The sequence below is a fragment of the Vibrio sp. Vb0304 genome (genome assembly GCF_033338995.1).
Classification (GTDB): domain Bacteria; phylum Pseudomonadota; class Gammaproteobacteria; order Enterobacterales; family Vibrionaceae; genus Vibrio; species Vibrio alginolyticus.
In genome coordinates, this window is the sequence record NZ_JAWOTT010000011.1 from 116,106 (window position 1) to 129,270 (window position 13,165).

Below are 13,165 nucleotides of genomic sequence, written 5' to 3' on the forward strand. Positions count from 1 at the left end.
TATCGAGCCAATTTTGGCCCGATGTAAAGGTAAGTAAGGAGAGGTTTATGAAACGCTTAACAACTTTAGCAAGTACGATTGCTCTGATTGCTGCACCTTCTATGGCTCTTGCTGGTGGTTATCATTGGACAAACGATACCGAAACTATCCATGGCGACGTAATGGATAGCAAACAAGCGGCTTATGAAATGGGCCGAGACATGATCCAAAGCTACCAAAATAAATCATCTGGACAACTCCGTGATGAGTTTACGAGCCTTACAACGTATGTTGATCGCCAATCGTTTTCTATCACTGACTCAAAAGTCATGGTAAATGAGTTCTTGCAAAGTGACGGGCAAGTTGTTTACCAGCCTATTCTCAATGTTCAATACGAGTACCGCATGCGTGATACCGGTAAATATTAACCAGTAAGACGGACTCGAATTGTTTACCACTAATATTTTTGCTGTTTGTTTTGGGGAGCCACGAGCTCCCCATTTTTTTTGTCGAAAGCGAAAATTTTCACACTCTCAGTGCAACATTTTCTATCGCTCAGCGTTAGATTTTCTTGCTCGTTGATTGTCATCATCGTTTGTAAAGTGTTTGCGGAAATGGATGTAACGCACTAACGAGGATACCCGATGACACATCATTCATATTGGTTCAAGCAGGCAATTGAAGCTGAGCAACCAGAAACGCCACAACCGTTACAGCAGAACATTAATACTGACGTTGCGATTGTTGGTGGCGGATACACCGGACTTTGGACCGCGATTATGATTAAGCAGCAATCTCCGGAAAAAAAGGTAGTCGTGATTGAAAAAGGCCTTTGTGGCAGTGGTGCATCGGGCGCAAACGGCGGTTGTATGCTGACTTGGTCGACAAAGTTTCCGACATTGAAACGGTTATTCGGTGAAGAACATGCTGCTTGGTTGGTAAAAGAGTCGGAACAAGCAGTGCTCGAGATTGACGACTTTTGTCAGCAGCACAACATCGATGCGCAATTATCGTTGAAAGGGGTTTATTACACTGCAACCAATCAGGCTCAAACTGGGGGAATGCAGCCAGTTGTGGACGAGTTAAAGCGATTAGAAGTGAACAGTTGGCGTCGTTGCTCGGTGGAGGAACTGCGTGCCAATGCGGGATCGCCGCGCAATATAGAAGGCTTTCACTCTCCAGTTGCAGCCAGCGTTCAACCTGCTTTATTGGCGAGAGGATTAAGACGCGTCGCAATGGAGTTGGATGTTGAAATCTATGAGAATACGCCGATGACGCGTCTAGATTATGGAAAACCTGCCACTGTCTGTACACCTAAAGGAAATGTTCAAGCGCAGCAGGTGGTGTTGGCATTGAACGCATGGATGGTGGAGCAGTTTAAACAGTTTAAAAACAGTATCGTGGTGGTCTCTTCCGACATGGTGATCACCAAGCCGCTTGGTGACGCACTACCTCAATCTGGTTGGCAGGCAGGTTCTAGTGTGTTGGATTCTCGTATTTTTGTACACTATTACCGAGATACGCCAGATGGCCGTTTGATGTTGGGGAAAGGCGGCAATCAGTTTTCTTTCAATAACCAAGTTGACGCAATGTTTAACAAGCCAACACGCTACCAAGGTCTACTGCGCAAGTCGTTCGATAAGTTGTTTCCTCATTTGAGAGGAGAGGAGTTTGCTTATTCATGGACGGGGGGCTCTGATCGTTCTGCTACTGGTTTCCCTTTTTTCGGCGAGCTAGATAAACAGAGCAATATCTTTTACGGATTTGGTTATTCAGGCAATGGTGTAGCGCAGACTCGAATGGGCGGAAAAATCTTATCTTCGTTGGCATTGGGAATCGATAATGAATGGACGAAAAGCGGTTTAGCCAAAGGGCCGTTGGGGCATTTCCCGCCAGAGCCATTCCGTTGGACGGGAGCAATGATGGTACGCAACGCGGTACGTCGCAAAGAGGAAGCAGAAGATAACGAGCAGACGCCATTCATCTGGGATAAGTGGCTAGCAAAACTCGCGGGACCAGCAGGCAAAGCGGATAAGCTTGACTAAACTGAAGACTTTAGCCACAAACGAGACAGTTTGCAGTGAAAGTCATTGGGGCGCGATGAAGCCTTGTGTTAGCCTCTGTCTTTCAAGCTCAGATTTAAAAGGTGAGTCATAAAATGAAAGTATTCAGCAACTTCGATAGCGGCAGCATTCACGTAGTGAAAGCGGACGACAAAAACGACATCCAACTCAAAATTCCTAACGACAATATGTCGGAATTCTACCAGTGGTTCCACTTCCGTCTTGAGACAGAAGCCGAGCAATCACACACCATCAAATTGCTTGATTTGGCTAAATCGGCTTATCCAGAAGGATGGCAAGGTTACGATGTGGTTGCGTCTTACGATCGTGAAGAATGGTTCCGAGTACCGGCAGAGTTCGATGGCGACACGCTGACTTTCACTGTAATCCCTGAGCGCAGCTCAATTTACTTCGCGTACTTTGCGCCATACACGTACGATCGTCATTTAGACTTGTTACACATGGCACAAAGCGCGCACCACTGCCAACTTGAAACACTAGGCCACACATTAGACGGCAACGACATGAGCTTGCTTACTTTCGGTGAGCCAGAAGAAGGTAAAAAGAAAATCTGGATGATTGCACGTCAGCACCCAGGTGAGACGATGGCAGAATGGTTCATGGAAGGTATGATCCAACGTCTGTTAGATGAAAACGACACGATTGCGCGTGCATTGCTTGAAAAAGCGGTGCTTTACGTCGTACCAAACATGAACCCAGACGGTGGTATTCGCGGTCACTTGCGTACCAACGCAGTAGGTGTAAACCTAAATCGTGAATGGCAAACGCCATCAATGGAAAAGAGCCCAGAAGTCTACCTTGTGCGTCAGCGCATGCTGGAAACGGGTGTTGACATGTTTTTAGATATTCATGGCGATGAAGCGATTCCGTATAACTTCGTCGCTGGCTCAGAAGGTATTCCTTCTTACGATGAAAATCTTGCCGCTTTAGAGACATCATTTAAGCAAGCGTTACTGACTATTACGCCAGAGTTCCAAGATGAGATTGGTTACGATAAAGATGAGCCTGGTAAAGCGAATTTGACTGTGGGTTCAAATTGGGTTGCAGAGCAGTTCAAATGCTTGTCTTACACAATCGAAATGCCATTTAAAGATAACAACAATCACCCAGATCCACTTTACGGTTGGTCTCCTGAGCGTAGTGTCTTGTTTGGGCAAGATGTATTAGCTGCAACGTTAACCGTAGCGGATAAAATTTAGCGCGACGAGTTAACGCTTTTTCATTATTTCGAAAACAGCTCATTTAAATGAGCTGTTTTTTTGTGCTCTCCACATCCATGCTCCCCTGTAAAAATTTGTTGCCATTCACAAGCTTAAATGATGATTCTTAAATTTGAGAAAGTGGTTTTTTATGGTGATTTGCGTCACAGAAAGTTGGCTTCTTTGTGATATTCTCCGCAACGAATTGACTATGGCTAAACCAACGCAACGAACTTTATTTTTCGGTTGGGTATGCGGATGAAGCTCATGAATAGATGGTCTTGAGGTTACCTTTTTCCGTTTTACGTCATTGGCGTTTGAATATCATTTTTGATTCTTTCCTACGCTATTTAGCTATTTCTATTCGAAGAAAAGAGAAAGTTACGGCTTCATATTTTACGGCAGTATGCTGCCGCGATGTGTTGCTTTGTGTACAAGAAAAAGGAAAAGAATAATGAAAAAAATCGCTATAGCAGTGGCTACTGTACTTGCTGGTGGTGTGATCTCAAACGTTGCACTTGCTGACACTTACATGGGCGGTAAAGTAGGTTACAACTCTCTAAACGATGCGTGTTACCTAAACGAACCTTGTGACGACGACAGTTTTGCAGCATCTATGCACTTAGGCTACAGCTTCAACAAGTACGTTGCGGCAGAGTATGGTGTTGATTACCTTGGTGACTTCACTGCAAACTTCAAAAAGCCTGGCCTAAACACCGTTGATGGTGATCTTTGGGCATTGACGCTTGCTCCTAAATTTAACCTACCACTAACGGATTCTTGGAATCTATTCGCGAAAGTTGGTGCTGCATACATGATGGCTGGTGACGAGAAAGATTTCGTACCAACTGGCTCTCTGGGTGCTGAATACCAAATCAACTACAACTGGAGCCTACGTGCTGAATACCAACGCTACCAAGATATGTCTGATGATGTAATTGAAGACATGGATTCAGATTTCTTCGGTATCGGTTTCAACTACAAGTTTGGTTCTGAGCCAGTCGTTCAAGAAAAAGCCGTTGAAGAGGTGGTAGAAGCACGTCCTGCAACCCGCATTGTAGATCACGTTTACCCTGCTCAAACAACAGCGACAGTACAATTCGACTTAGAAAGTGCAGAAGTGAAAGATGCGTCGAACCTTTCTGGTACCGTTGATTTGATGAATACTTACCCACAAGCTCAAGTTGAGATCACGGGTTACAGCGATACGACAGGTTCTGCTGCTTACAACAAGCAACTCACAGAAAAACGTGCGAAAGCCGTTGCTGACGAGTTCCAAGCAAAAGGTATTGCGGCTGAGCGTATGACAGTGAAAGGCATGGGTGAAGCTAACCCAGTAGCAAGCAACGAAACACGTCAAGGTCGTCAAATGAACCGTCGTGTTGAAGTAGTTGTCCCTGCGTTTGAATACCAAACCACTGAGAAAGCAGAATAATTCCTGCTTAAGAGACAGTTCCAAAAGCCAGCGTGTATCACGCTGGCTTTTTTGATCCCGCTTAACAAACTCAGCACTTTCATCAATTTGTCATCACCAGTTCATACCATGGCTGCCAAGTATTTGGGAGAGTGTTATGCAAAGTTTACCGCCGCTTAATTTGCTCCGAGCGTTTGAAGCCACGGCGCGATTACAGAGCTTCACTAAAGCCGCAGAGGAGCTAAATGTGACCCGTGCGGCCGTCAGTCAGCAGGTGAAATCGCTAGAACTGCAGTTAAATGCGACGTTATTCGAGCGCAAGGGTACGCACCTTACGCTGACCAGCTCAGCAAAAGAATACTGGCCTGTGGTTAACCATGTGCTTCAAACATTATCGACCACGACGCAGCATTTATTTACTCGTCCCAAGAATACGCAAGTTAACTTACATGTCGCTCACAGCTTTTGCTCTCAGTGGTTAATGCCAAGATTGGCTGATTTTCAGCGACAATTCCCAGACATTTCCTTTAAAGTCTCGACAACTGCTAATACAGTTCCAAACGCCAGTGCGATTGCGGATATCGAAATTATTAACGGAGATGGAGATTGGCAAGAGCAAGAAGCCATACGATTAACCCAAGAAAACTGGATTGTTGTCGCAAGCCCCGGCTTTATGCATTTAAACCCGATAAATGACCTCTCGCAGTTAGCTAAAGCGCCTAAAATCTGTACTAGTGGTTATCATGAATCTTGGCAAGAGTGGCTTTCACACCAAGGTTACCAAGGGAAGGTGAGCAAAGTCGTCGCCGAGTTTGAACACTCATTGCTTGCTATTCATGCTGCGATTAATCAACTTGGCGTGTTGCTGGTAAGAGACTTTCTTGTTGAGGATGAGCTGCAACAGGGCGTATTAGTCCAGGCTGGAAATTGGCATATGCCAAGTTCTGGTGCACATTATATGGTGGTTCGAGCATCCGAAAAATCACACGTAAACACCTTTGCTCAATGGTTAATACAGAGTCTTTAATGTTCGTTCAGCGAGTAAGTAGAGCGCATGTGTGGTTTGGCTATTATTAGCAGTAGCAAGTCATCAGTCTAGGACTGAGCGACATGCTTAATGACATCTAATAACCACTGATTTACCGGAGCTTGCTGTTGAGAGCGACGACAGCTCATCACGTAGCGAACATCAAGCTCTAGCCCAGCAGGAAGCGCGATACTCCGGCAACCCTTAGGAACATGTCCACTCATCGTTATGCCAAAATGATTCGTTTGCAGAAGCACTTTTTGAATCATCGCTGGATGCTCAATTTCCACTTTAGGTGTGGTTCTAAAACCCATATGTTTGAGCCTTTCCAACACTGGGTATCGGTAGTCGTTCCATCCCGGCGTTTTAAAAAGTATAAAAGGGTATTCTTCTAGTTCTTGGGAGTTTTGAGCGGGATGATCTTGTCGAACAAAAAATACCGCTTTTCCTCGCCCTAGTTCGGTCTGAACAATTGACTGTGGCAGATCTTCATCAAAGTAATGAATCGCAATGGCGTTTTCACCGTCAATTAATCGTTTTTTTGCTTCGCTACCCCAGCGCAAACATGAGAATTTTGCGTTTGGGGCGTGCTTTAGTAACTCCAAGTAAAACTTGTCACCAAAGTACTCCCAAAACAATGTGTTGGCATAAATAGTGATTGAACCGTCAAAATGAGCTGGTGAAAAATGCTGTGGTTTGATGGAATCAATACTGTTGATTATTTGCTCAAAATGCGCAATGTTCGCTTCCACAAAAGCTGTTGGTTCAAAGCCATTTTTGGTCTGAACGAATAGCGGATCATTGAGCTGAGTTTTCATCTTTGTCAGATTTTTGCTGATTGCTCCTGACGTTTTACCGAGTGATTCTGCGACTAACCGGACGTTACGTAACTCATACATCCGTTTTAATACCAAAATATTTTGAATATCCAGATTAACGCTCATACATTGTCTCGCTTGGCTTTTGTCGACAAATCATATCGCTGAATTTCTTAAGAAAAGACAACGCTCGGTCAATTTAAGTTGCTGCCTTATCCCTGATTTATTGAAGGTAACGATAAGTTATTCTTGGTTACATCAGTTTATTAGCATGGATTTCCATTTGGTAAATAATGGCTTTCCTCGTATGAGCGCGTTTCTGTTGTTACAGTTTTTCCACCGACAGAAAGTAAGAACGATAATAGAGGTGATGTATGAAAAAACTAATCGCACTTGTTTTGATGGTTTGCTCAACAAACGTAGCATTTGCTGGTGATGGGTCATACACGGGCACGATTGATATGACGATGGCAACGAAAAATCAGGTTGACGTAGAGCGTTCAGATTCTCAATTGACGCTGAAGGGTCGCAATGAAATGGCCTATGGCGGTGTAACAATCCATTCGGATGCTGCAACTCAAAAAATTGAACTTCGTGGTCGACGTGATTAATCGAATAGTTTCTTGTTAAGAAAATGCCGCGAAGAACGCGGCATTTCTATGTGTAATATCATCAGATCATAATTACCAGATAAGCGTATGGTGAGAAGCTAAGCGCAATGACCACCTGCCATTATTCGCATGGCGGTGCCATATGAATGACAGCTAAGCCCCCCAAAGAGGTTTCACGGTATTTTTTATTCATATCTTTACCAGTCTGATACATGGTTTCGATAACTTTATCTAAAGAAATTAAACATTTACTTGTGCGCTTTAATGCCATACGCGATGCATTAATCGCTTTCATTGCTCCCATGGCATTTCTTTCAATACAAGGTACTTGAACCAAGCCGCCAATCGGGTCACAAGTCATACCCAATGAATGCTCCATCGCAATTTCCGCAGCAATACAAATCTGCTCGTTACTGCCCCCTCTTAGCGCTGTTAAGCCAGCGGCAGCCATGGATGAAGAAACCCCAACTTCTCCCTGACACCCCACTTCTGCACCAGAAATTGACGCGTTAGTTTTATATAAGATGCCGATAGCGCCGGCGACTGCGAGAAAGTCTTTTAGCTGTTTAACATCGAGCTCTTTGATGAAGCGATGGTAGTACATCAATACCGCCGGAATCACCCCTGCTGCACCATTCGTTGGAGAAGTGACGACTTGCCCTCCTGCTGCATTTTCTTCACTAACCGCAAAGGCGAAGAGATTGATCCAATCCATGATCTCCATCGGATCGTTTTCAACTGCAGCGTTGGCTTCGAGCTTTTTCAAAAGGTTTGGTGCTCGACGAGTGACATTTAGACCACCTTCCAAAATCCCTTCCGTATCGAAGCCACGTTGCATGCAGAGCGACATCACTTTCCAAATTTGCTCTGCTCTTTGGTTAATTTCTTCGTCTGAGCGAAATGCGAGTTCGTTTTGGAGGATCATGCCTCCCAAGCTGAAACCGTTCGTCTCGGCTTTTTCCAGCATCTCATCTGCGGATGTAAACGGAAATGGTACTGCGACCTCATCTTGTTGCGTGCCGTTCTCTAGTTCGTCGGCGGTGGCGATGAATCCGCCCCCAATGGAGTAATAAATTTCAAACGCTACTTGATCTCCAGCAGCGTCTAATGCCGTAATCGTCATGCCATTTTCATGCAGGGGAAGGTTGTCGCTATGAAAGACGATGTCATGGTCGTAGCTAAACTCAATCTGGTGTGTACCGGCGAGCATGAGCGTATTATTGTCTATGGTATTTTGTAGCGCACTTTTGGCACTGCTCATTTTGATGGTATCAGGTTTATTTCCCATCAAACCAAGGACCGTGGCTCGGTCTGTATGGTGCCCTCGACCTGTCAGTGACAATGAGCCATAAAGGTCCACTTGCACCCGATGCACTTTCGCCATAGAGTCGCTAACTAGCTGAGTGAAATGGAATCCGGCAAGCATAGGACCATTAGTATGGGAGCTGGATGGCCCGACACCAATTTTAAATATATCGAAAATCGACAGCATAATTGACTTCCTTTAGCAGTGAACCTTTATAAAGGTCTCTAGAACAGTGTTGTTAACTAGATGTTAAAGCTTGTGGGTCGGGAGTGAAAGAAGATTTTTGTAACACTGCCAACTAAGCGCGAGATTTTAAAATGAAGTTAGACAACATCGTCATCGTTTTAGGTAAACGCCTCGTCAATAACAAATTGACCTCTGAGGGCATAACCAGAGTCGAAGTTTTGTCTTGTAGGACTGCATCACTACCGACAGAGCGAACGGCGATTATTTTTTGTGGCGGAGTAACGCAAGGACAAAGCGTTTCTGAAGCAGAGGCGATGTACGCGTATTTTAGAACCCTAAACGCAGACTCTGTGAATCCGTTCCCTGAACGTCATATACTCTTAGAAACGGAGTCGTTGAACACGTTTCAAAACATGCGTTATGTTTCCCAAGTTTTGTGCAAAAGTGGGTTGTTCGAGTTATGGTTGGGGCATCCGGTTGAGGTTATCTTGCTATCTAATGACTACCACCTCGAACGAATCATTGATATCCAGAATTTGATGGATGAGCAAGGCTTATTACGAGTACTTAAATCCGATTGCGAATCCATTGGGGTGACTCTCAATATTCCACTGGATATCAGCAAACATATTCGCGTGCCATACCCACATAAAGGGCTTATGGCGGAGACATTCTTGCTACTCGATGAACTCACAACCTACCGAGTTTATTTAGAAGGGGTCAAGCATGGCGCATTTTTCCGAGATTTATCAATTGTCCGAAAAAAGCCACTTATGATCGCAAGAGATGCTATTCACAAATTGCTCTCTTTACCGCTCGATAAAGAGGCTTTGCAACATATTGAAGAAATGAAAAAGGCCGTCGAAATGACGGCCTTGGATGAATCTGTAGGTGCTGCGGAAAAGGCATTAAGTATCTTCCATCCGATACTGACTGCATTGAACCGTCGCTTTGATCCTGAGTCTATTCATTAAGCTCGCGTTTTGTACGGACGGCGCTTAATGCGATCAAGCAGTAGCAAAGCAGTTCTATACCTTCTTCTGAGATATTTTTAACATCACGGATGTAATTTTCATCCATCACTTGTTGCCAAAAACTACCCATACCATACAAACGAGAGAAGACTAATAATAGCATTACAGCACCAACTAATAGCTTCATATGTGGCACCGTTAAAATGGTCGCCATTTCGTTCATGGTACCTTTACCACCTTGGTAAGCTTTGGCGCAAGCCAGTGCGGTGACAGCAAGTGCTGGGAAAACCCAAGAGCCATGATGAATCATATCTGTCCAATAGTCCGTTTCGCGAATAATCAGTACTGCAAAAAATCCTGCAATCAAAATAGCCGCATGCTTTAGCTGAGGCTGTTGTTTCGATAAGCTGAAAAACGACCATGATGCAATAGCAAGCATCACAAGCTGGAGCGTTTCTGTAACGGAAAGCTCGCCAAGGCTTGATCCCAACACGACATAATCAAGACGAAGACTAAGGTTAACGAGAATACTTATAGCGACAATCATCAAGGCGTTTAAACTCGATTTATAAATAATGCGCTTTGATTTTTCAGTAACAACGTTGCTTGGGGCTGACTCGGCTTCTTTTACTATTTGTGTTTTCATCTTGCTCACCTGTCCCAGAGAATGTGGAAGAAATGTGAATTAGTGTGATCTGTGTTTGGAATTTTATTGTCCAAGTGGAAAGTTATGTCAGGGGAATGTCAAGAATAGAACACTGTTCGATATAGGGTCGATGTGCGGTAAAGTCAGAGATATGTAAAAACAACGTAAGAACACTTTGATAAATCAAATAAAAAAGGAGCCCAAAGGCTCCTAAGTGATAGAGGGAAGGTGACGTATCGATAAAAATAATTAGTAGTTGTCACCCTCATTTTCTTTGTGATTCTCGCGATAGTATTCCCATTGCTCGACGCGTTCATTGTCCGACAGCACACAGTAAGTGACACGTTCGCCGTTTTCCGACACGGTATCCAGCTCACCACCTTGCTGAACACAGTATACGGCTGCGGGATTTGCAACGGAGGTATACTCAGTTGATCGGGTCGCTCCCTCGTAAGTTGAACAACCAGCCAGTACCAATGTTGCAGCCATAGCCATCATTAAATTTGTCTTTTTCATTCTTTATCTCCGCATGGGGTGGGCGAGTATTGTATTGATTATAGGCAACTTTAAGAGATTATTGTCTTATCGATGTTAAAAGTAAGAGGGACGTATAAGAATTTAGATATTCTCATTTATTGCTGATTAGCACGTCACACTTCTGTTCTTGGCGTATTGTTGTGAAGGTCATATCAATCACTTCCTGACAAGCGCTCGAACGTACCTGGCCTACAACAATGATTTAAAGTGTGAAATTCGGTAATATGCGCACAAAACATTGACCGTGGTATTTTCGATGAGACATTTAAAATCGACCGTTCATCCAGACATAGAGCATTTGGATGACAAAATTGTTTTTCAGCGCAATGCAGCGCGAGCCATTGTACTTGATGGTGAAGATGTGCTGTTGCTCTATACAGAACGTTACCATGACTACACGCTACCAGGCGGTGGTATTGATGATGGTGAAGATGTCATTGCTGGATTAGTCCGTGAATTAGAGGAAGAAACGGGCGCCCAAAATATACATGGTATTAAGCCTTTCGGAATCTTTGAGGAGTTTCGTCCGTGGTACAAGGATGACGCTGACGTGATGCACATGGTGTCGTATTGTTATACATGTAAAATCGAACGTGAGCTAGGCGAAACGGCGTATGAAGATTACGAAGTTAAAAATGGAATGCGCCCGGTATGGATGAACATACACGAAGCAATTGCACACAATGAAAAAACGATGGCAGAAAGCCCGAAAAAAGGCATGAGCATTGAGCGCGAAACGTTTTTGCTTCAGTTGATTTCTAAAGAATTACTATAAACAGCTAGCTTGCATCATTACGACTTAGCTTCTGTTGGCGCTATTGTTGGTAAAGATTTTAGAGCAATAAAAAAGTCCGGACTCCCCCCCGGAACCCGGACTTATTCCAGACGCGCAAGCGAAGCGTCATCTTGATATGTTAGATTTGTTTCGAACTATGAAAACAATAGCTGTTTTACATTTAGTGTGTAAATAATTATTAGGTCTGACCATTGGTTTTCATGTTTTTTGCAAACGCAATGTGACGCATATCTACCCAATTGCCAAGCGCAATTGGGGCGCTTTTTAGTAAACCACTACTCTTTCTTATCTTTGAGATACCTTACCTCAACTTTTTTGCACACGTTTGCATAGAGATCACGAGTTTTCAAATTCGCCGAACAGGATCTTGTAATTTTACGTTTCTCTGACATTGAGCTCTGTCGTAGCTTTTATCACAAATTAACTAGCGGAGGCAGTCGGCTAAAGTCGACCAGCGGTTGTGAAATCATAGGAGTGTCTGGAGCAAACAAGAGTAAAGGTTGAAATGATGAGGATTGTAACTGACCGATATCTATCAACTTTTCCAATGCATAGAAGCGGCTGACATATTGGCGAGTCTCGTTAGGCAGCGTGAGTTGTTGGAAATCTCGACTTCCTGCTCGCTGAATAGCACGTGCAACACGTCCTTCTCCGGCATTGTATGCAGCTAAAGTGAGAGCCATATTTTGATCGAATTTGTTGTATAAAAACGCCAGGTACTTGAGCGCGGCCGTTGTGCTGGCTTCTGTGTCAAAGCGATCGTCTTGTTTTGTATTTATCGTTAATCCGAATCGTTTCGCTGTGGTTGGTATCAATTGCCAAAGTCCGGCGGCGTTAGCGTGAGAAACGGCTTTGGGGTTGTAAGAAGATTCTAACATTGGCACTAAGGCTAGGCTATTTGGTAATGAGTGGTTTTGAAGCTGTTTGAAAATGTGGTTAATTACCGGTTTGGATGAATCGAGGCGCTTGGCAATTTGTGGCTTGTATGGTGCTAATACTTGATACTGCGTTTGAATATCGACAGCATTTGGTTTTGCCTGGCATGTGATTGGAAGGTAGGACAGAAAGGCAATAAAAATAAAAAGGCCTACAGTACTCAGCCGAGATGGCGACTGAATCTGTAGGCAAGACGAACATCGTTTAGAACGATTTATCTTCATAAGTGTGTTGCACAGGTTGTTTGAGTTGACTGACCAACTCATGGAACGCCGCAGAGCTGTGGCCATTGCTCTGATTGTATTGTTGGCACTGACTTACCAACGTTTCCAATAGCGCCCATTGTTTTCTAGCTTGCATACCTATTTGGGCAGGCAAAGCATTGAAAATTCGTTTTACGCTGGCGTCATTACACGCTAACCCCAGCGCTCGCATACACTGGCTTCTGTCATTGGCGGAGCGGCTGAGTTTATTGAGTATCGGCATTTGTTTCTGAACATTGTCGTTCAGTGCCTCTCCATCAAACTTTAAGTACAATACCTTTTGCTGCTGCAGCAAAGGAAGCAGTTGTTGATAAAGCTTAATATCCTCAGATATAGAGCGAACAAATTGTTGAATTCGCTGCGATACTGCGCTTGCCATGATGTCTTCC

The 13,165-nt window shown here is 44.1% G+C and carries 14 protein-coding genes; 8 read left to right on the forward strand and 6 right to left on the reverse strand.

Annotation, left to right across the window (positions count from 1 at the left end; genetic code table 11):
* Window positions 1–47: 47 nt before the first annotated feature.
* The 5 genes from R7P35_RS14770 (at window position 48) to R7P35_RS14790 (ending at window position 5,703) form a co-directional block, all read left to right on the forward strand.
* Window positions 48–407: a DUF3316 domain-containing protein gene (locus tag R7P35_RS14770; RefSeq protein ID WP_064369428.1), complete on the forward strand. Its 360-nt coding sequence runs from the start codon at window positions 48–50 to the stop codon at window positions 405–407.
* 216 nt (window positions 408–623) lie between these two features.
* Entirely contained in the window at window positions 624–2,024 is a 1,401-nt protein-coding gene (locus R7P35_RS14775) for an FAD-dependent oxidoreductase (RefSeq protein WP_213904395.1), read from the forward strand.
* A 113-nt stretch (window positions 2,025–2,137) separates the two neighbouring features.
* A complete protein-coding gene (locus R7P35_RS14780) occupies window positions 2,138–3,262 on the forward strand; it encodes a M14-type cytosolic carboxypeptidase (RefSeq protein WP_205391264.1) in 1,125 nt (374 codons plus the stop codon).
* Between the two features lie 454 nt (window positions 3,263–3,716).
* On the forward strand, window positions 3,717–4,697 hold the full coding sequence (locus tag R7P35_RS14785; RefSeq protein ID WP_005374035.1) for an OmpA family protein: 981 nt from the start codon (window positions 3,717–3,719) through the stop codon (window positions 4,695–4,697).
* A 136-nt stretch (window positions 4,698–4,833) separates the two neighbouring features.
* Window positions 4,834–5,703 carry a LysR substrate-binding domain-containing protein gene (locus R7P35_RS14790; protein WP_115386473.1) on the forward strand — a complete coding sequence of 290 codons (870 nt, stop codon included), beginning with the start codon at window positions 4,834–4,836 and terminating at the stop codon, window positions 5,701–5,703.
* A gap of 68 nt (window positions 5,704–5,771) precedes the next feature.
* On the opposite strand, the gene R7P35_RS14795 is transcribed toward R7P35_RS14790, so the two are convergent.
* Complete coding sequence (locus R7P35_RS14795) at window positions 5,772–6,647, reverse strand: LysR family transcriptional regulator (protein WP_005384388.1); 876 nt, start codon at window positions 6,645–6,647, stop codon at window positions 5,772–5,774.
* Window positions 6,648–6,895: 248 nt separating this feature from the next.
* On the opposite strand from R7P35_RS14795, the gene R7P35_RS14800 reads away from it, so the two are divergent.
* Window positions 6,896–7,132: a hypothetical protein gene (locus tag R7P35_RS14800; RefSeq protein WP_054579233.1), complete on the forward strand. Its 237-nt coding sequence runs from the start codon at window positions 6,896–6,898 to the stop codon at window positions 7,130–7,132.
* Between the two features lie 121 nt (window positions 7,133–7,253).
* Here the strand turns inward: R7P35_RS14800 and R7P35_RS14805 are convergent, their stop codons facing one another.
* A complete protein-coding gene (locus R7P35_RS14805) occupies window positions 7,254–8,624 on the reverse strand; it encodes an L-serine ammonia-lyase (protein WP_017819764.1) in 1,371 nt (456 codons plus the stop codon).
* Between the two features lie 131 nt (window positions 8,625–8,755).
* Between R7P35_RS14805 and R7P35_RS14810 the strand changes: the two genes are divergently transcribed.
* Window positions 8,756–9,598 (forward strand): YdcF family protein, encoded by an 843-nt coding sequence (locus tag R7P35_RS14810; RefSeq protein WP_136976310.1) that lies wholly within the window; start codon window positions 8,756–8,758, stop codon window positions 9,596–9,598.
* Here the strand turns inward: R7P35_RS14810 and R7P35_RS14815 are convergent.
* Both R7P35_RS14815 and R7P35_RS14820 read right to left on the reverse strand, forming a co-directional pair.
* On the reverse strand, window positions 9,588–10,244 hold the full coding sequence (locus tag R7P35_RS14815) for a hypothetical protein (RefSeq protein WP_005374025.1): 657 nt from the start codon (window positions 10,242–10,244) through the stop codon (window positions 9,588–9,590). The two genes, R7P35_RS14810 and R7P35_RS14815, sit on opposite strands and share 11 nt — an antisense overlap.
* Window positions 10,245–10,493: 249 nt before the next feature.
* Window positions 10,494–10,760, reverse strand: a complete 267-nt coding sequence (locus tag R7P35_RS14820; RefSeq protein ID WP_005374023.1) for a DUF333 domain-containing protein — start codon at window positions 10,758–10,760, stop codon at window positions 10,494–10,496.
* Window positions 10,761–11,037: 277 nt separating this feature from the next.
* Here R7P35_RS14820 and R7P35_RS14825 point away from each other — a divergent pair, with 277 nt between their 5' ends.
* Window positions 11,038–11,556: an NUDIX hydrolase gene (locus R7P35_RS14825; protein ID WP_005374021.1), complete on the forward strand. Its 519-nt coding sequence runs from the start codon at window positions 11,038–11,040 to the stop codon at window positions 11,554–11,556.
* Window positions 11,557–11,990: 434 nt separating this feature from the next.
* Here the strand turns inward: R7P35_RS14825 and R7P35_RS14830 are convergent, their stop codons facing one another.
* Complete coding sequence (locus tag R7P35_RS14830; RefSeq protein ID WP_136976309.1) at window positions 11,991–12,737, reverse strand: lytic transglycosylase domain-containing protein; 747 nt, start codon at window positions 12,735–12,737, stop codon at window positions 11,991–11,993.
* Window positions 12,718–13,155 carry a flagellar export chaperone FlgN gene (gene flgN / locus R7P35_RS14835; protein ID WP_005374018.1) on the reverse strand — a complete coding sequence of 146 codons (438 nt, stop codon included), beginning with the start codon at window positions 13,153–13,155 and terminating at the stop codon, window positions 12,718–12,720. The genes R7P35_RS14830 and flgN overlap by 20 nt, the downstream gene beginning before the upstream one ends.
* Between the last annotated feature and the right edge of the window lie 10 nt (window positions 13,156–13,165).

What these genes read in the sequence shown, in the direction of transcription:
- R7P35_RS14780 (WP_205391264.1), top strand. Translation starts at nt 2,138, where the DNA reads ATGAAAGTATTCAGCAACTTCGATAGCGGCAGCATTCACGTAGTGAAA.
- R7P35_RS14770 (WP_064369428.1), top strand. Translation starts at nt 48, where the DNA reads ATGAAACGCTTAACAACTTTAGCAAGTACGATTGCTCTGATTGCTGCA.
- flgN (WP_005374018.1), bottom strand. Translation starts at nt 13,155, where the DNA reads ATGGCAAGCGCAGTATCGCAGCGAATTCAACAATTTGTTCGCTCTATA.
- R7P35_RS14810 (WP_136976310.1), top strand. Translation starts at nt 8,756, where the DNA reads ATGAAGTTAGACAACATCGTCATCGTTTTAGGTAAACGCCTCGTCAAT.
- R7P35_RS14800 (WP_054579233.1), top strand. Translation starts at nt 6,896, where the DNA reads ATGAAAAAACTAATCGCACTTGTTTTGATGGTTTGCTCAACAAACGTA.
- R7P35_RS14815 (WP_005374025.1), bottom strand. Translation starts at nt 10,244, where the DNA reads ATGAAAACACAAATAGTAAAAGAAGCCGAGTCAGCCCCAAGCAACGTT.
- R7P35_RS14805 (WP_017819764.1), bottom strand. Translation starts at nt 8,624, where the DNA reads ATGCTGTCGATTTTCGATATATTTAAAATTGGTGTCGGGCCATCCAGC.
- R7P35_RS14775 (WP_213904395.1), top strand. Translation starts at nt 624, where the DNA reads ATGACACATCATTCATATTGGTTCAAGCAGGCAATTGAAGCTGAGCAA.
- R7P35_RS14825 (WP_005374021.1), top strand. Translation starts at nt 11,038, where the DNA reads ATGAGACATTTAAAATCGACCGTTCATCCAGACATAGAGCATTTGGAT.
- R7P35_RS14830 (WP_136976309.1), bottom strand. Translation starts at nt 12,737, where the DNA reads ATGAAGATAAATCGTTCTAAACGATGTTCGTCTTGCCTACAGATTCAG.
- R7P35_RS14820 (WP_005374023.1), bottom strand. Translation starts at nt 10,760, where the DNA reads ATGAAAAAGACAAATTTAATGATGGCTATGGCTGCAACATTGGTACTG.
- R7P35_RS14790 (WP_115386473.1), top strand. Translation starts at nt 4,834, where the DNA reads ATGCAAAGTTTACCGCCGCTTAATTTGCTCCGAGCGTTTGAAGCCACG.
- R7P35_RS14785 (WP_005374035.1), top strand. Translation starts at nt 3,717, where the DNA reads ATGAAAAAAATCGCTATAGCAGTGGCTACTGTACTTGCTGGTGGTGTG.
- R7P35_RS14795 (WP_005384388.1), bottom strand. Translation starts at nt 6,647, where the DNA reads ATGAGCGTTAATCTGGATATTCAAAATATTTTGGTATTAAAACGGATG.